Raw genomic sequence first — 15,741 nt, forward strand, 5'->3', positions numbered from 1 at the left:
AATACCGTGTGTGCTTTTCTTGACAAAAAAATATTCGCATCTTTAGATGGACCTCGCCCCCTGTTTAAGGCGTTGCACTTTCTTTCTTAATAAGGAGTCTATTTAATTCATAAAAAGCATATACACCCTAATTTCACCTGTCTCAGAAAGAAAAAAGTCCATGACCAACTACTCATGGACTCTCAAGTGTAATACAGTTTAATTGATAATTAGAATTGTCTCTTAACGCAGAAGAACATAAAATAATTGATATATATAGCTATATAGATAGCTGTGAAAATCACACAGACTACAAATAAAAATCTCGAAACTTCGATAAATTCCCAGCGATAATTTATTTATCTATCTTCCTAATTCGCTTTTTTTGGGGCAATATTTGATTTAATGGAGAAGCTATTGAGTGTTGTTCTTTTAGATCATTGTTTGTCAATCTTACATATCTCTTTGTCATGGTCATATCAACATGTCCAAGCATCATTTGAAGAGCAAAAGCGTTCCCCTTCCCACGTAAAAACATGATCGAGAAAGCATGACGCAAAGCATAAGGATGAAATTGAGTCCCAAGCTTCTTACAATACATTTCAATTCTATCTCCCCAAGTATGCCGATTTAATGGTTTACCTTCATTAGTACAAAATAGTGGAGCATCTTTCCACTCCTCTGGACGAACAGAAATTAATTCATCAATGGCTTTTGCTGTTTGCGGCATAATATGCAGTGTTCGAGATGTTCTTGTTTTAGCTTTTTGTGCCTGTACTGTTAATTCAAGTGCATATTTATTGTAATCTGATTCCATTAAGCCAAACGCTTCTTTTGGGCGAATACCAGTATCCAAAAATATCAATATCAAAGCATAATCTCGCAAGCCAACATAGGTTGTGAGGTCTGGTAGCCTGATTAAATCACTCAATACTTTCTCATCAATCTGGACAACTCTACCCTCATCCTTTCGCTTCTTAAATCCTTCTAATGGATTATCAGATAAAATCGCATGTTCAACGCACCATTTAAAAAAACTCCTCAGGCAGACCAGACGGTTATTATATGTAGCTGGTTTAATACCTTCCTGTCCTAAGTGTTTAAATAAAGCTTTTTCAAGCTCCTCATAAGATTGTGTTGAAGAAGGAAACCTCTTCAAAAGTAGATTGAAATGTGTAGTGTAGTCTAGGATTGTTTGCTCACTGAGATTGTTTGCTTTTTTCCAATTTATAAATTGGGCAAAAGCTTCTTCTAACGTTGCTGGTGCTGTCTTCTTTACTTTCGTTAATCGCTTGACCAACGAGAAAACCTCCTTCACATCATCTGATTTAGTCAGATACTGCAAAGGAGGTTATTATAAGCTTCTCGATGTCCTGTGCGTTTTAATTAAACACACAGGACTATCAGTTTTTAGACTCATTGTCTACATGGAGAAAACCTTGATTTCTCAAGGTTTCCTAGTGTATGCCGAGGACCGGGATCGAACCGGTACGGTAGTCACCTACCGCAGGATTTTAAGTCCTGTGCGTCTGCCAATTCCGCCACCCCGGCACAATAATGCGGGTTTTCCGCTTCGCTTTTTTCGCCCCTAACGTATAGGTTACGAACCGACTAGCGAACATGTTTCTGTGCGCCTGACAAAGCATTTTTTATCGCGGCGACAAAAATGATAATACCATGTATCGATATATGTTGTCAACATGTTGGATGAAATTAGTTTCTCCATCTTTGATTTTGTATATAAATTCTTCCTTTTGCTCAGGCATCCATGCAATTAAGAATAAAATCATAAATAGCACCAAACAATAATTAAAAAATGTCAACGACATAACAAAGTAAAGGACATTACAATTATGAAAAAATACTCCCTGCTTCTACTGTTTCTCATCACCGTTTCCATACTAGCACCTTCGGTCAATGCAACACCTTCCACCTTCAGCAAAAAACGTGATTATTACGAGCAACGCGGCGATATTGTATGGGAAGTTCCTACTCCAAAGAAGGTGATTGCGCTGACCTTTGATGATGGCCCTCATCAGGAATCCACTACAAAGATTTTGGATCTGCTTAAAAAGCATAATGCCAAAGCCACTTTTTTTGTTGTCGGCAATCGTGTTGAAAAGCATCCTGAAATCGTTAAGCGCCAGTTCGAGGAAGGCCATGAAATTGGAAACCATTCATACAGCCATCCCTCGTTCGAGCGAATCAATGGCAGCCTTATTGCAACAGAGCTAACCAAAACCCAGGAAGTGATCTACAAAACGATCGGAGAAAAACCAACCCTTTTTCGGCCACCCGGAGGCAGCTATAATGAATCGATCGTACAGTTTGGAAAAAGTAGCGGTCTTCTCATGATTTTATGGTCCTGGCATCAGGACACTTTAGACTGGAAAAAGCCGGGGGTGGATAAAATCGTAAACAAGGTTTTGAAAAACGCACATAACGGCGATATCGTTCTCATGCACGACTTTGTGTTGAACAGCTCTCAAACCTATGACGCCCTGGAAATTATTTTACCTGAGTTGAAAAAAAGGGGCTATTCCTTTGTCACCGTCTCCGAACTGCTTTCGTTCAGGCAACAAACCAAAAGTTATATTAAGGCTAATTAATACCCTTTAAGCTGTGGAAGACTCAGAATCCTCCGAACTGCTCCGGGACTTATTCAGGATCACAATTCCTACAATAATAAGAACCAGAGCAGTCCCTTTCATCAACGACATATCCTCCTGAAATATTAGCACCCCAATAACGGCTGTTAAAGCTGTGCCGATTCCAGACCAGGTGGCGTATGCGAAAGACAACGAAATGCTTTTTAGAGCAAAAGACAACGCCAGAAAAGACCCGAGAAAGCCTGCGGCAACACCGATCGAAGGCCATAACTCAGTAAATCCCGCTGAAAGTTTCAACATCGTAGATCCGAACGCTTCAAGTATAATTGCTAAACCCAAGTAGATAACACCCATTATTTAAACCACCTTTACTTAAGACAAATTAAGCATGACAATACCGGCAATCAGTATGGCAACGCCAAGTATAGCGTATCGGTTCACCTTTTCTTTAAACAACAGCGCCCCGATAATGACCGTGAGTATCGTGCCTACACCGCTCCATGTGGCATAAGCAAGACCTAAAGGCAGAACCTCTAACGCTTTGGACAACAGATAAAAAGCAATCGTGTAACCAACTATGACACCGATGGCCGGCATAAATTTAGTAAACCCGTGAGACAACTTCAGCATCGTCGCGCCGAACACTTCAAACACAATCGCCCCTGCCAAAAAAAGATAAAAAACCACTAACAAACCTCCTTGATTTGTCGAAGAATATATTCGATAATCCGTCTCTGCTCGTCCTCTTTAAGCGTCCCGATTCCGAACATTTTAGAATACCAAAGACCATCACAAGCCAGTCGTAATGACATCCCTAGCTCAAAAGGAACCCCCTGCTTCTCCACTTCCTCTTTAAACCGGAGACATTCCTCATTCCATTTTTTGAGTACAGATCTGTAATTAGCCGAAGCGGCCAAAACACTTGCATCGATGCCCAAAAACTCGGACTGAAACAGATCATTCATAGTAGCCTCGGCGTACGCCTCTATATAACTTTTACCCAGATTCACTTCTTCCCTAATACGGTCCCGAAAACGTTCAAGCGTATATAAATTCAATCCATTAATAAGCTCTTCTTTATTGGGAAAATGGTACAGCAAACCTCCCTTACTGACACCCGCCTCGCTAGCAACGGCTTCTAACGTAAGCGCCCCACTCCCCTGAGTGATGATAATTTTAGACGCGGCCTCCAAAAGCCTTTTTTTCGTAGACATGACCGACCCTCCTTGACTATACCGTCCAGACGGTTTACTTCGGTATTATAACATCTGTATCTAAAATTTCATACATTTTTTTAGGTCATTCGTTAACAAAAAAGACAGCCCATTTGGACTGTCCTTCATGAAGATATGTAATAGCGCTTCTTCCATATGATTATTTGTTAGCTCACAAACTGAATAATTCCAATCAAAAACAATAGGAGCCAAACGAAGAGGATAAATCCTATAGTTAACTTAAGCCATTTGAACACTTTGGAGCTTTTTTTGTATTCTTTTTCCATCTTGTTTATTCGCTGATTAAGCTCTTGAATTTCTTCTTTCAGATTATTTTCGCTATTCACAATTTACCTCCTGCTAATAACAAATTTGGATCATTATACCTTAAGCATACCTAATTGGAACGAAAAGTCCAACTTAATATTATGGCTTCGACGTACTTTTTATACTATAGGCAAATGGAAATTGGTAAAATTCCGTTTTTTGTTATTTATCAACGAATGATGATATAATCGAAAATAATTTCACTTTAATTTCCGAACCTTAAATGTTTAAATTTAGAGTGAGGTGATTCGTATGAAAAAAATAAAATGGCCCGGAAGAGCCAAGTTACAAAAGATGGGCAACATAACCACCCTTGTATCTGAAGCTATACTCTATATCCCTCGTTGGATTATGAAACTGTTTAATTAAATTTATTGCAGAGGAGAAGATCGGGGACTTTAATTAGGCACAGTGTCTACAATATGTGCAGATTTCTCTGCATCCTATTATGATTATCCCCTACCAGCTCAAAAGCCGGCAGGGTCTATTGCAATTAAAATATTAAATCACAAAAGCACCAAGAATGATCACCAATAAGATGAACAGAACCAATACTACTCCAATTGAACTAAAACCACCAAAACCGAAACCGCTCATGCTCCTCCACCTCCATATATGAGTTAGAATATACTATGAATAATTTTGATATCGAGTAACGGCTACTAGGAAATTTTCTAAAACAATGAGTAGATGCCCCTCTCTCCCTATCAAGGAACCTACCGAATAGATTTTCCCAAAAGTTCCAACTGTATATTGCCTACTAGTGTCCATCGTCATATTCAATGCGATGACATCTACGAACTACGGCTTAATAAAAAACAAAAAACCCTTGCGTAAGCAAGAGTTTTTCATGAAGTGGGCCCTGAGGGACTCGAACCCCCGACCAATCGGTTATGAGCCGACCGCTCTAACCACCTGAGCTAAGGGCCCTAATTCACATACCAATACATATTAGGACAAAACCATAAAATAATTTGGTTGCGGGGGCAGGATTTGAACCTACGACCTTCGGGTTATGAGCCCGACGAGCTACCGAACTGCTCCACCCCGCGTCAATGCTGTACCAAACAGCGACAAGAATAAATATATACCATATTACCGTCTCAAGTCAAGTATTATTTTATTGGAACTTCGCTCAAGGCAAAAATCGCACGCCATAACGGCCTTTTTTGGAACGATATACTTCCACCATTCGGGGGTCATTGTAACCGAACAGCCAAGCATCCTGCTCTAAACGTTTTGCGAAACAACCTGCTTGAAATTTGGTAGTATAGAGCTTACCGTAATATACCCAGTTCATCTTTATCGCCTCCTTAACTAGCATTAGTCAAATGCTGTAATATTATACCCAAACTTCCTCTGAAAAACCACGCTGATCAACCTCGTCAAAAAAATAATCGGCGCCCTCACGAAAAAAATGGGGCCGATTGATTTGTACATAGCAGTTTCCTCAGCTATTGTCCGTCCGTTTCCGCAAAACGCGCGGCGATGCTCACCAGCTCTTGCTCCAACTTATTCATCATCTCAACAAACTGTATCAGTTGAACCTTCGTCTGCTCCGCTTCCGAACTAAACCTTTGCTGGGATACACCTTCCCATTCGGTATTCAAAGTCTCTATGACCTGAGAAAGCCTCGCTACCAATTCTCTACCATATTCACTTCCACTTCGAATTTCGGCAGCTGTACGCCGCAGCTCCTTAGGTGAAACCTCTATACGGCTTGACATAACTGCCCCTCCTCTTTCTTTTATATCGACGAATATTATGCAGTACCGGTCTCGGCCATCACAACTTGAAACTGTTCCTCATCTTCATCCTGATACCCAATAAATACAATGTCCTGGATATCCTCATGGTTAAACAAATAGGCAAACTCCGGACTGACATAGCCTTCCGGATAAGGACATGCCAAATAATCAAACATTTGCGGCTCCTCCAGCGCGAGAATTTGCTTGCGTCCGTAGATGACCAACTTCTTCTTTCCTTCCTTCAAAATGACAATAGATCCGTTAGGAAGTAATCGCTGACTCACTTTTTTCCTCTCCTTTGTTTATGATGACGCTGAGATATGGAGGTTGTTCGCTCTTGATTCAATTGAGTCAAATGTTTAGCTGTTCGCTGCTCCTTCGGAAGACCAAGCACAGGATAATGAGCCTTCAATTGCTCTACATGATTCTGTATGTAAATATAACGGTGAATGAATACAACAGCCATATACAACCCCAAAACCAGCAATACAGAAAAAGCTGCCATACCCATGGTAAAACCTCCGATATCACCAAGAACAGCGACCGCAATGTAATATCCTGTATAACCGATAGCTGCTAATAATAGTGCGGCTTTTCCAGCTTTTCCAACTTCGCCTTGACGCTCTGTAGACGAATATGCCCCTTGACTCAGTGCCCGAAAATGCAGTATATAAAACGTCACAAGCAGCAGCATAACGGCTACCGAGCTGATCCCATAACCGATCGACTTGATGCCGGCCATATCATACATCATTTTTAGAATAGCAATCTGGCAGATAATCGCCAGTCCTGCACCATAAATACCCAAATACAAAACAAAGGCAACCTCGTATCGATACGGATTGACACTAAGAACAATTCCCCACAGCAGCATAGCCCCCCAAATAGCCCCAGCCGTATAAAAATATACCGACATCATCGGTTCAGCGAGCGTAACCAAAACAGGTATGATCATAATAAACAAAAAACAGATTACGCCGCCCCGGATCTGCTGCGCCGGGATTAATCGGAAATGAAAAGACTCCTCCATCAGTTTGGTACTCATAACTTCACTCCCTTATTTAAACCAGCCAGCTATTGTCGAACCGATTTTTTCAACATGGTACTTAACTCCCTCAGTCACGCTATCCTTATCACCATCCCCATCAAAATCTGCAAACTTGATGCCGTCCATAACATAGGAGGCACCGACCGAGACGCCAAATCCGATAGCAGCTCCGGCAAGCGTTCCTATAGGCCCGCCAACCGCTGTGCCGATCAGTGCACCCGCCTTTGCACCTGCAGCAGCAGAAGCAGCAACCGTTCTCACGCCGACACCTATATCGACAACAGCATCACCCGCTATTTTAGCCCCGCTTTTATTCTCGTTTATATTGGTGACAACATTTCCAACGGTTTGCATGGCGATTCCTGCATAACCAAGCTTGCCCCCCTTTAAACTCAACGAACTGCAGATAGGCAAGGGATTTTAACCATTCCTGTGACGGGTTACCCAGCTCTTCCAATACATACTCCCGTCTCCCATCCGCTTCAAAAATAAGACATCCCCGGTTTCAAGCAACCTGCGGAATGTCTTGTTATTAATACTTCAGGTCGAAGCAGGCGGCTCTTCCTTTTGGATTATGCCGTAATACAGAATCGTCATGAGCTGTTCACTGATCGCGTTCAGACTTCCAAGGCCATGGTACCATTCCTTCCTCGCCGTAAATTCCTTAATAAAGGTCAGGAAAGCAACCAATACTTGAGGAGAAATATCCTTTCGAATCTGTCCCAGCTGCTGTCCCTTGAAAATCATCATTTCAAACTCAGGGATGACCTTCTCACGATTGAATGCCATCAGCTTTTCCATTTGCTCCGGAAACTTGACGAGATCTGTAATGAACGACTGGGTTATATTGAGCGAAAACCGTTCCTGCTCCTTATAAAACACACTCAGCGCATCCAGCGGGTCCTTCGCACTGTCCATAACCTCACGATAAAGAGTCCATAACGTCTCCATAAGGTTGTCAACGACATGATCGAGCAGACCTTCCTTGCTCTGATAGTAATTGTATATCGTCATTTTAGAGACGGGTACCGCCTCCGCAATCTGCTCCATACTCGTTTGTACAATCCCTTGCTCCAAAAACAATCGCTGTCCCGCTTCCAGTATCGCCTTCTTTTTAGCACTCATAATTTTTAGCCCAGATCCCTCCTCTTCAAAATAACAATGCCTGCCGCTATCCCAACGGCGTACAGCCCTAACATTGTAATCCATCCGGTTGCTGGTAACACACTACCCTTAACTATATCAAATGCATCAAACCAGCGGTATGGAGAAATGACAGATATCTTTTCCATCGTCTCACTCGTTCCCGATAACAAGTTAAGTAGAAAGGCAAGCACGGCGATGCCTGCGCCGAACGAAACAGCTGCAGATGATATCCAGGATGTGAGCCCATATCCAATCCCCATAAGCGACAAAACAAGCAAATATCCGATCAACAATAGACGCAGCATATCTCCCTGATGAGCCACCTGCCCCGATGACTGCGCGAGCATAAGAAGAAGGACAGTGCTCAATACGTACACTATCGTCATGTGCAGCAAATGAGCTGCCATTTTGGACCAAAAAATCGTGGAGCGGCTATATGGCAATGCAAATAATTGCTCATATGTCCCCCGGTCCTGTTCCTTGGCTATACTTCCCGCCGCCCAAGCTGCGGCGAATGACGATAAAATGACAATAAAGTACGGAAATACCTGAGTAGACAAAAAGCCTTCAAAGGTTTGGAAGCTTTCCAGCTGAATGTTGAATGCTTTCAACAGCCCCTCCGGCATCCCCTGAATCAACTTTTCCATATCCGGATTATTCACATATGCCTCTGCTTTGCCTAACAGCAATAAAATAAAAACGAGAGTTAACCATAAGCAGGTGTAAAAACTGCGCCCATTTTGCCGAAGTTCAAGGGCGATAAGGTTCCATTTCATGCTCTCTCCCCCCCTTCTTCTGCATCTATACGGTAATCATCCATAAACAACTCCTCTATAGTCGGGCGGCGTATCGTAAGGTCCACAATAGGAAGCTGCGAAAGTTTACTTAAGGCAGCCTGAAGCGACTCACCCGTCTGAAGGAAGTGATGACTGCCGTCAAATGTAACATCAGGATCAAGCTCACGTAATCCATAGGCGTCAATATGATCTCCAGCGGTCTCGAACTGAACGGAAACCTTATGCGTCCGATCATGGGACAGATCATCCAAACGGGATACGCGCAGAAGCTGTCCTTCACGGATAAACGCCACCCGTTCGCAGAGCTTCTCAACTTCAGAAAGTACATGAGTAGAGTAAAAAATCGTCATCCCTTCTTTTTTGTTCAAATCCGACAACAGCACAAACAGTTCACGCTGAACCAATGGGTCCAGTCCTGAAGTGGGTTCATCCAAAATCAACAGATCCGGTCGATGCATCAGAGCCAAAATGAGTCCAAGCTTTTTCCGGTTTCCTAAAGAATACGATTTGATCTTTTGATTCGGATTCCATTGAAGTCTGTCCGCATATTCCATGGCAAGGGTATCTTCCAGCTTCAGTCCGTAAGCCCTTGCTGTCAGCTCCAACACCTGCTTCCCGCTCATTTTCGGATAGGATATAACCTCAGAAGGCAGGTAACCGATCCGTTTGCGAAGCCCTGGCCTTTCTTTATCAAGCATAGTGCCAAGCACGCTCAATTTGCCCTTCGTCGGATACAGCAGCTGCATAATCATCCGGATAGTAGTGGACTTTCCAGCCCCGTTCGGTCCAATAAAGCCAAACACCTCTCCCTGCTTCACCTCCATGTTTAGATCAATCACACCACGCTTGGAACCGTACATTTTGCTAATGCCAACAGCCTCAACAGCTAACATAGGCACACACCCTTTTTATACTTTATAATCAATTATAGTACATATTATCAACCTTTATGTAATAATATGTCAAGTTATTATTTTACTCTGAAGGGTTTTTAAGTATAACAGGAAAAACGCCTTCACTATCCTTACTCGATGAGTGAAAGGCGTTTTCTCCAATAAAAAAGCTTCGATCTCCGCCATATGACAAGAGACAGAAGCCTTGAACAAGCTTTTGGGTGCTATTGTGTTTTGCCGTATTGAGCCGGGTTCGCTCTGAACGATTGAAGCAGTTCCACATCTTTCTCTTGAATCCGCCCCTCTTTCAGCGCTACCTCTATCAATGCCGTATAATTAGACAAGCTTTGCAGCGGGATACCTGCTTCCGAAAAAGCCTGAACTGCTTTATCCAACTGGTAACTGAATATCGCCAGCACAGCAAGCGCTTCTGCTCCTGCAGCCTGCACCGCCTTTGCAGCTTTAAGAGAGCTTCCCCCGGTTGATATCAGATCCTCGATCACGACAACCTTCTGTCCGGGCTTGATATGACCTTCAATCATATTTTCCTTGCCATGCCCCTTCGCTTTATCCCGTATGTACGCCATAGGCAGGTTCAGCTTTTGAGACACCCAGGCTGCATGGGGAATTCCTGCCGTCGCCGTCCCTGCAATCACTTCAGCGTCAGGGTACTGCTTACGAATGATGGAAGCAAAGGATTCCGCAATATAGTCGCGAATTTCCGGATATGACATCGTCAATCGATTGTCACAGTAGATCGGTGACTTGATCCCGGAAGTCCATGTAAACGGCTCATGTGGGCGCAAGGCGACCGCTTCAATCTTCAATAGGTATGATGCGATTTGTTGTGGTATTTCCATCGTAGTGTTCATGCTCCGATCATCTCCTCTATGATTTGTTCAGCCGCTAGCCTTGGGTCGGGTGCTGTTGTAATCGGTCGGCCGACAACCAGATAATGGCTTCCTCGTACAATGGCTTGTCCTGGAGTCAATACCCTTGCCTGGTCTCCGGTAACAGAGCCTTCCGGCCGAATTCCGGGTGTTATTGTTTTAAAATCACGACCACAGGCCGCAGAGATCGCCTCCACTTCCAGAGAAGAAGCGACAACACCGTGAAGACCCGCTTTCTTTGCCAGAGAAGCATAACGGACGACCGACTCCTCAACCGTGCCGCCGACTCCGATCTCCTCATTCATTACGACTTGGCTTGTGCTGGTCAGCTGGGTCACCGCAATGATGACAGGCATGACAAGACCCGGGGTTTCCGCCACTGCGGCCTCCGCCCCGGCTTTGGCCGCCCGCATCATATCCAATCCGCCTGCAGCATGAACATTGAACATATCCACACCGAGCCGGGTTAAACTATGCGCGCCCCCTCTGACCGTATTCGGAATATCATGCATTTTTAAATCCAGAAAAACCGAATAACCTTTTTCCTTCAAGCTTCTTACAAAATCCGGTCCCGCCGTATAAAACAGCTCCATTCCTACCTTCATATAGCAAGGAATGCCCTCCAGCTTCTGGACCAACTCGGCTGCCTGCGCGGCATCCGGATAATCCAGGGCCACCATCAGGCGGCCCGCCATTTGTTTATAATCGGTATTCATTGTCCCACTCCCTTGTTCATCGTTAGACAGGCATCGCTTCAGATGAGAAGTTGATCGTCTCAAGCATCGTGAGAAGCTCCCGTACCGTATCCAGGGAGGTCATACATACTACTCCGTTCTCCACCGCTTCACGGCGGATGCGGAATCCGTCACGCTCCGGTGTTTTGCCTTTGGTCAATGTATTAAATACGAAGTTCGCTTCACCTGTGCGAATCATATCAAGAATGTTAGGTGTTCCTTCGGACAGTTTATTCACGGTTGTCACATCGAGTCCCGCTTTTTCCAATGCAGCGGCAGTCCCTCCAGTAGCGATGATCTTATATCCCAGCTTGTGGAATCCTTTCATCAATACCGCAGCTTCTTCCTTATCCTTGTCCGCTACAGTTACAATGATCGCGCCCGTGGAAGGGATCTTCATACCTGCACCGATCAATCCCTTATAAAGGGCCTTCGCGTATTTCACATCACGTCCCATCACTTCGCCTGTTGACTTCATTTCAGGACCGAGTGTAGGCTCAACCCGGCGCAGCTTCGCAAAGGAGAATACAGGAACTTTTACAGACACATGCTCACTTTCCGGCCACATGCCTTCCTCGTAGCCAAGGGATTTCAGCTTCGTTCCGAGTATCGCCTGAGTCGCCAGATTAGCCATCGGAATCCCTGTTACTTTGCTTAAAAACGGAACCGTTCGAGACGAGCGAGGATTCACTTCGATAACGTATACCTCATCTTTATAAATAACAAACTGTATGTTCACAAGTCCGCGTGTTTTCAGCTCTTTAGCAATTTTAATCGTAATATCTGCAATCTTCGATTTCAGTTCATCCATAAGATACTGCGGCGGGTAAACGGCAATCGAGTCGCCGGAGTGAACACCGGCACGTTCCACATGCTCCATAATACCTGGAATCAGAACCGTCTCTCCGTCACAGATCGCGTCTACCTCCACTTCCTTACCGAGCATGTAACGGTCGATCAGAACAGGGTGCTCTGGATTAATCTTAACGGCTTGTTCCATATAGTTCAGCAGCTCGCTGTCGGAGTACACAATCTCCATCGCACGTCCGCCCAGAACATACGAAGGTCTGACGAGGACCGGATAGCCCAGCCACTGTGCGGTGCCTACCGCTTCATCCACTGAAGTCACGGTTTTGCCCTTCGGTTGAGCGATGCTCAGCCTTGACAGCAGTGCTTCGAACTTCTTCCGGTCTTCAGCTTCATCGATACTGTCCAAACTTGTTCCAAGGATGTTTACCCCTGCTTTACTAAGCGGTGCTGCCAGATTGATCGCCGTCTGTCCGCCAAACTGAACGATGACACCGACCGGTTTTTCCTGCTCGATCACGTTCATCACATCCTCGAAAAACAGCGGTTCGAAGTAAAGACGGTCTGACGTGTTAAAATCGGTCGATACCGTTTCCGGGTTGTTGTTGATAATAACCGCTTCATAACCTGCTTTTTGAATCGCCCACACCGCATGTACGGTGGAGTAGTCAAACTCGATACCTTGACCGATCCGGATCGGCCCCGACCCGAGCACGATAATCTTCTCCTTTGACGTTTCGATCACTTCATTTTCCGTTTCATACGTTGAGTAGTAGTAAGGAGTGGAAGATTCGAATTCCGCCGCACAAGTATCTACCATCTTGTAAACTGGAGAAAGATTGTGCTCATGGCGAAGAAAACAGATGGATTCTTCAGTGATGTGAGACGTTGCCTTGCCTTCGGCACGGAGTTCCGCGATCGCACGGTCTGTAAATCCCAAACGTTTGGCTTCATATAGCGTTTCATAAGTTAAGGCAGCTTCGCTGCGAATATGATCTTCATATTTAATGAGTCCTTCAACTTTGTCCAGGAACCACCAGTCAATGCGAGTTAAATCCTGAATTTGCTGAAGCCCATAGCCGCGGCGAAAAGCTTCTGCGATAAGAAAGATGCGCTCATCATCCGGTTTCAGAAGCCGCTGCTCCAACACTTCATCGCTAAGGGCCTCCGCCCCCTTCAAATAAAGGCGATGTACACCGATTTCAAGCGAACGGACCGCTTTATGAATCGATTCTTCGAACGTGCGGCCGATGGCCATCACTTCGCCGGTCGCTTTCATTTGGGTGCCCAGTTTGCGGTTAGCCGAAGTAAATTTATCAAACGGCCAGCGTGGTATTTTGCTGACGATGTAATCGAGTGTCGGTTCAAAGAAGGCATAGGTTTGGCCGGTAACCGGGTTTACGATTTCATCCAGCGTGTAGCCGATGGCGATTTTAGCTGCCATTTTGGCAATCGGATAGCCGGTTGCTTTGGATGCAAGAGCCGAAGACCGGCTGACGCGAGGATTTACTTCAATGACATAATATTGATAGCTGTTGGGGTCCAGCGCGAACTGTACGTTACAGCCACCTTCAATGTTTAGAGCACGGATGATTTTCAAGGAAGCCGATCGGAGCATCTGATATTCCCGATCAGACAGCGTTTGGCTTGGAGCCACGACGATGCTGTCGCCTGTATGCACGCCTACCGGGTCAAAGTTTTCCATGTTGCAGACTACGATGCAGTTGTCATTGGCATCACGCATCACTTCGTACTCTATTTCCTTCATACCTGCGATACTTTTCTCGATCAGACACTGGTTGATCGGACTGTAACGAATGCCCGAGGTGACGGTTTCGCGCAGTTCCTCTTCGTTAGAGCAAATCCCGCCCCCGGTACCGCCAAGCGTGTAGGCTGGGCGAACGATCAGCGGGTACCCGATCTCTTCAGCAAAATCAAGCGCTTCTTGAAGCGTAGTTACAATCGTGCTCTCCGGTACCGGCTGCGCAAGCTCGCGCATCAGCTCGCGGAACAGATCGCGGTCTTCGGCCTTCTCGATGGAATCAAGCTGTGTACCGAGCAGTTTCACATTTTCCTGTTCAAGGATGCCGGCACGGGCCAGCTCCACAGCCATGTTAAGGCCGGTCTGACCGCCGAGAGTTGGCAGCAATCCGTCAGGACGTTCCTGACGAATGATTTGCGTAACAAAATCAAGGGTGATCGGCTCTATATATACTTTGTCTGCCATATTCGTATCCGTCATGATGGTAGCCGGGTTGCTGTTGATCAGGACAACCTCGATGCCTTCTTCTTTCAAAGCCTGGCAAGCCTGCGTACCGGCATAGTCAAATTCTGCTGCCTGACCGATAACGATCGGGCCGGAGCCGATGACAAGTATCTTTTTCAGCTGTTCATTTTTAGGCATGTTTGAGAGCTCCTTTCCCGGCTGCAGCCAGAACCGCCTGACGCGGATTATGAGTTTCATTGTTCTTATGATGTGCGATCATTGCAAGGAATTCATCGAACAGATAACTGCTGTCATGCGGTCCGGGAGCAGCCTCCGGATGGTATTGAACCGAGAAGGCGGGATATTTCTTATGCTTCAATCCCTCAACCGTTTTGTCATTATTGTTGATGTGTGTTATTTCAAGATCTGTTGCTGCAATGGAATCCTCTTTCACCGTATAACCGTGGTTCTGGGATGTAATGTAACAGCGTCCGCTCGACAGGTCTTTAACCGGGTGATTGCCCCCCCGATGTCCAAACTTCAGCTTCTCCGTGTCTGCGCCAGATGCAAGTGCGAACAGCTGATGACCCAGGCAGATGCCAAAAATCGGATATTCACCTAAAAGCTCCTTGATCGTATCCACCGCATAAGGAACGTCTTTCGGATTTCCAGGACCGTTCGACAGTTGAATGCCGTCCGGATGCAGGCGGCGGATTTCATCGGCTGTCGTGTTATGAGGCACAACGATCACGTCACAGCCCCGTGCTGTCAGTTCTTTCAAAATACCGCTCTTCGCTCCGAAGTCTATGAGCACGATCCGTTCTTTCTGTCCTGGGCTGGCGTACATTTGTGGAGTGGATGTACGTGCTACCTGGTTTCGAAGCTGGGGAACCGATGTGTCTTTCAGCATGTCCATCAGCTCTTCCACCGGCTTGGCGGATGTTGTGATCAACCCTCTCATCGTGCCATGATGGCGGATAATCCGAGTCAGCATCCGGGTATCAATCTCACTGATCCCCGGTATGCCGTATTCTTTCAACAGATTATCCACGCTGTATTCCGCACGCCAATTGCTCGGAACAGGCTCATGCCGGCGAACGACAAAGCCGTGTACGAACGGACGGATCGCCTCAAAATCATCTCGCGCAATGCCGTAGTTCCCGATCAAAGGATATGTCATCGTTACGATCTGCCCGCAGTATGACGGGTCCGACAACACCTCCTGATATCCTGTTATCCCCGTATTAAATACAACCTCACCGGTTATTTCCGCATCCGCGCCGAAGGATTTCCCGCAAAACAGCGTACCATCCTCCAATAACAATCTTGCCTGTGCCTGCATC

General features: G+C 45.4%; 19 protein-coding genes and 3 tRNA genes. 1 reads left to right on the top strand and 21 read right to left on the bottom strand.

Annotated elements, in window-relative coordinates; all coding sequences use genetic code 11:
• Window positions 1-334: 334 nt before the first annotated feature.
• Window positions 335-1,279 (bottom strand): tyrosine-type recombinase/integrase, encoded by a 945-nt coding sequence (locus tag C8268_RS14125; RefSeq protein ID WP_106768265.1) that lies wholly within the window; start codon window positions 1,277-1,279, stop codon window positions 335-337.
• A 165-nt stretch (window positions 1,280-1,444) separates the two neighbouring features.
• Window positions 1,445-1,530, bottom strand: a tRNA-Leu gene (locus tag C8268_RS14130).
• 302 nt (window positions 1,531-1,832) lie between these two features.
• On the opposite strand from C8268_RS14130, the gene C8268_RS14135 reads away from it, so the two are divergent.
• The gene (locus C8268_RS14135; RefSeq protein ID WP_106768266.1) at window positions 1,833-2,588 is read left to right on the top strand and encodes a polysaccharide deacetylase family protein; all 756 of its coding nucleotides are present in this window, start codon (window positions 1,833-1,835) and stop codon (window positions 2,586-2,588) included.
• Window positions 2,589-2,594: 6 nt separating this feature from the next.
• Here the strand turns inward: C8268_RS14135 and C8268_RS14140 are convergent, their stop codons facing one another.
• The 19 genes from C8268_RS14140 to C8268_RS14225 form a co-directional block, all read right to left on the bottom strand.
• Window positions 2,595-2,945, bottom strand: a complete 351-nt coding sequence (locus C8268_RS14140; protein ID WP_106768267.1) for a DMT family transporter — start codon at window positions 2,943-2,945, stop codon at window positions 2,595-2,597.
• A 15-nt stretch (window positions 2,946-2,960) separates the two neighbouring features.
• Window positions 2,961-3,281, bottom strand: coding sequence for a DMT family transporter (locus tag C8268_RS14145; protein ID WP_106768268.1), 321 nt, complete (start codon window positions 3,279-3,281; stop codon window positions 2,961-2,963).
• Complete coding sequence (locus C8268_RS14150; RefSeq protein WP_106768269.1) at window positions 3,275-3,802, bottom strand: TetR/AcrR family transcriptional regulator; 528 nt, start codon at window positions 3,800-3,802, stop codon at window positions 3,275-3,277. The genes C8268_RS14145 and C8268_RS14150 overlap by 7 nt, the downstream gene beginning before the upstream one ends.
• Window positions 3,803-3,969: 167 nt before the next feature.
• Window positions 3,970-4,149, bottom strand: coding sequence for a hypothetical protein (locus tag C8268_RS14155; protein ID WP_106768270.1), 180 nt, complete (start codon window positions 4,147-4,149; stop codon window positions 3,970-3,972).
• A gap of 481 nt (window positions 4,150-4,630) precedes the next feature.
• Window positions 4,631-4,726 (bottom strand): sporulation protein YjcZ, encoded by a 96-nt coding sequence (locus tag C8268_RS14160; RefSeq protein WP_106768271.1) that lies wholly within the window; start codon window positions 4,724-4,726, stop codon window positions 4,631-4,633.
• 259 nt (window positions 4,727-4,985) lie between these two features.
• Window positions 4,986-5,059: transfer RNA gene (locus C8268_RS14165), tRNA-Ile, on the bottom strand.
• A 45-nt stretch (window positions 5,060-5,104) separates the two neighbouring features.
• Window positions 5,105-5,181 (bottom strand) — tRNA-Met (locus C8268_RS14170).
• An 83-nt stretch (window positions 5,182-5,264) separates the two neighbouring features.
• A complete protein-coding gene (locus tag C8268_RS22960) occupies window positions 5,265-5,429 on the bottom strand; it encodes a hypothetical protein (protein WP_199794854.1) in 165 nt (54 codons plus the stop codon).
• A gap of 154 nt (window positions 5,430-5,583) precedes the next feature.
• Window positions 5,584-5,856, bottom strand: a complete 273-nt coding sequence (locus tag C8268_RS14175; RefSeq protein WP_106768272.1) for a WXG100 family type VII secretion target — start codon at window positions 5,854-5,856, stop codon at window positions 5,584-5,586.
• A gap of 35 nt (window positions 5,857-5,891) precedes the next feature.
• The gene (locus C8268_RS14180) at window positions 5,892-6,161 is read right to left on the bottom strand and encodes a DUF4176 domain-containing protein (protein ID WP_106768273.1); all 270 of its coding nucleotides are present in this window, start codon (window positions 6,159-6,161) and stop codon (window positions 5,892-5,894) included.
• Window positions 6,158-6,922: a hypothetical protein gene (locus C8268_RS14185; protein ID WP_106768274.1), complete on the bottom strand. Its 765-nt coding sequence runs from the start codon at window positions 6,920-6,922 to the stop codon at window positions 6,158-6,160. Before C8268_RS14185 ends, C8268_RS14180 begins: the two co-directional genes overlap by 4 nt.
• Window positions 6,923-6,934: 12 nt before the next feature.
• Window positions 6,935-7,279, bottom strand: coding sequence for a hypothetical protein (locus C8268_RS14190; RefSeq protein WP_234032807.1), 345 nt, complete (start codon window positions 7,277-7,279; stop codon window positions 6,935-6,937).
• Between the two features lie 186 nt (window positions 7,280-7,465).
• Complete coding sequence (locus C8268_RS14195; protein WP_106768275.1) at window positions 7,466-8,050, bottom strand: TetR/AcrR family transcriptional regulator; 585 nt, start codon at window positions 8,048-8,050, stop codon at window positions 7,466-7,468.
• A 5-nt stretch (window positions 8,051-8,055) separates the two neighbouring features.
• Entirely contained in the window at window positions 8,056-8,847 is a 792-nt protein-coding gene (locus C8268_RS14200; protein ID WP_106768276.1) for an ABC transporter permease, read from the bottom strand.
• Entirely contained in the window at window positions 8,844-9,761 is a 918-nt protein-coding gene (locus C8268_RS14205) for an ABC transporter ATP-binding protein (RefSeq protein ID WP_106768277.1), read from the bottom strand. The genes C8268_RS14200 and C8268_RS14205 overlap by 4 nt, the downstream gene beginning before the upstream one ends.
• A 224-nt stretch (window positions 9,762-9,985) precedes the next feature.
• Window positions 9,986-10,633: an orotate phosphoribosyltransferase gene (pyrE, locus tag C8268_RS14210; protein ID WP_106768278.1), complete on the bottom strand. Its 648-nt coding sequence runs from the start codon at window positions 10,631-10,633 to the stop codon at window positions 9,986-9,988.
• Window positions 10,630-11,367 (bottom strand): orotidine-5'-phosphate decarboxylase, encoded by a 738-nt coding sequence (gene pyrF, locus C8268_RS14215; RefSeq protein ID WP_106768279.1) that lies wholly within the window; start codon window positions 11,365-11,367, stop codon window positions 10,630-10,632. Before pyrF ends, pyrE begins: the two co-directional genes overlap by 4 nt.
• A gap of 22 nt (window positions 11,368-11,389) precedes the next feature.
• Window positions 11,390-14,596, bottom strand: coding sequence for a carbamoyl-phosphate synthase large subunit (carB, locus tag C8268_RS14220; protein WP_106768280.1), 3,207 nt, complete (start codon window positions 14,594-14,596; stop codon window positions 11,390-11,392).
• On the bottom strand, window positions 14,589-15,740 hold the full coding sequence (locus C8268_RS14225; protein ID WP_106768281.1) for a carbamoyl phosphate synthase small subunit: 1,152 nt from the start codon (window positions 15,738-15,740) through the stop codon (window positions 14,589-14,591). The genes carB and C8268_RS14225 overlap by 8 nt, the downstream gene beginning before the upstream one ends.
• Window position 15,741: the final 1 nt, after the last annotated feature.

It is taken from the genome of Paenibacillus faecalis (assembly GCF_900289175.1).
Classification (GTDB): Bacteria; Bacillota; Bacilli; order Paenibacillales; family Paenibacillaceae; genus Paenibacillus_AQ; species Paenibacillus_AQ faecalis.

Excerpts from the sequence above, each read along its gene's own strand:
- C8268_RS14135 (WP_106768266.1), top strand. The coding sequence starts at position 1,833 with ATGAAAAAATACTCCCTGCTTCTACTGTTTCTCATCACCGTTTCCATA.
- C8268_RS14150 (WP_106768269.1), bottom strand. The coding sequence starts at position 3,802 with ATGTCTACGAAAAAAAGGCTTTTGGAGGCCGCGTCTAAAATTATCATC.
- C8268_RS14160 (WP_106768271.1), bottom strand. The coding sequence starts at position 4,726 with ATGAGCGGTTTCGGTTTTGGTGGTTTTAGTTCAATTGGAGTAGTATTG.
- C8268_RS22960 (WP_199794854.1), bottom strand. The coding sequence starts at position 5,429 with ATGAACTGGGTATATTACGGTAAGCTCTATACTACCAAATTTCAAGCA.
- C8268_RS14175 (WP_106768272.1), bottom strand. The coding sequence starts at position 5,856 with ATGTCAAGCCGTATAGAGGTTTCACCTAAGGAGCTGCGGCGTACAGCT.
- C8268_RS14185 (WP_106768274.1), bottom strand. The coding sequence starts at position 6,922 with ATGAGTACCAAACTGATGGAGGAGTCTTTTCATTTCCGATTAATCCCG.
- C8268_RS14190 (WP_234032807.1), bottom strand. The coding sequence starts at position 7,279 with ATGCAAACCGTTGGAAATGTTGTCACCAATATAAACGAGAATAAAAGC.
- C8268_RS14195 (WP_106768275.1), bottom strand. The coding sequence starts at position 8,050 with ATGAGTGCTAAAAAGAAGGCGATACTGGAAGCGGGACAGCGATTGTTT.
- C8268_RS14200 (WP_106768276.1), bottom strand. The coding sequence starts at position 8,847 with ATGAAATGGAACCTTATCGCCCTTGAACTTCGGCAAAATGGGCGCAGT.
- C8268_RS14205 (WP_106768277.1), bottom strand. The coding sequence starts at position 9,761 with ATGTTAGCTGTTGAGGCTGTTGGCATTAGCAAAATGTACGGTTCCAAG.
- pyrE (WP_106768278.1), bottom strand. The coding sequence starts at position 10,633 with ATGAACACTACGATGGAAATACCACAACAAATCGCATCATACCTATTG.
- pyrF (WP_106768279.1), bottom strand. The coding sequence starts at position 11,367 with ATGAATACCGATTATAAACAAATGGCGGGCCGCCTGATGGTGGCCCTG.
- carB (WP_106768280.1), bottom strand. The coding sequence starts at position 14,596 with ATGCCTAAAAATGAACAGCTGAAAAAGATACTTGTCATCGGCTCCGGC.
- C8268_RS14225 (WP_106768281.1), bottom strand. The coding sequence starts at position 15,740 with ATGCAGGCACAGGCAAGATTGTTATTGGAGGATGGTACGCTGTTTTGC.